Below are 632 nucleotides of genomic sequence, written 5' to 3' on the forward strand. Positions count from 1 at the left end.
GTCGTGGATGACCAAATCTGGTCGAACTCGAAATTCAAACTAGCGTTGAAAGTACAAAACGCGTCGGATTCCAATGAAATTTTGAAAACACCAGACGCTGCGGAAATTACGCTACCCGGTCGTTCGTATTTGCAAGTCGGGAATAACGAGATTTACGAATTATTCCAAAGTGCTTGGAGTGGTGCGGATTACGTGCCGGATAAAGACGATCAAGAGCAAGTGGACACGACGATTTACGCGATTAACGATCTCGGTCAGTATGACATTTTGACGGAAGATTTAAGTGGTTTGGGCGATAAAGAGGATATTTCAAAAGTGCCGTCAGAGCTTGATGCGGTGATCGATTATATTCACGATTATACCGAGGAAGCGAACATTGCGATGTTACCGCGTCCGTGGTTGCCGCCTTTGGAAGACATGATTTTCTTGCCAGAACTGCATCCAATCGATTACAAAGAAGCATGGCAAAAAGAGAAATCCGAACTCGCGCCGATTATTGGTTTCATGGATATTCCAGAAATGCAAGATCAGCGTGCCGTCGAAGTAAACTTGTCCAAAGACGGTCACATCGCGGTTTATTCAAGTCCTGGTTACGGAAAGTCAACCTTCCTGCAAACCGTCGTGATGGACTT

Annotated in this window: 1 pseudogene; it reads left to right on the forward strand. The window is 45.3% G+C overall.

What is annotated here, in order from left to right:
• Positions 1-632 (forward strand): annotated as a pseudogene (locus tag HCJ66_RS15905) (type VII secretion protein EssC); the annotation flags it as partial.

The sequence above is a fragment of the Paenilisteria portnoyi genome (assembly GCF_014322795.1).
In the GTDB taxonomy this organism is placed as follows: domain Bacteria; phylum Bacillota; class Bacilli; order Lactobacillales; family Listeriaceae; genus Listeria_A; species Listeria_A portnoyi.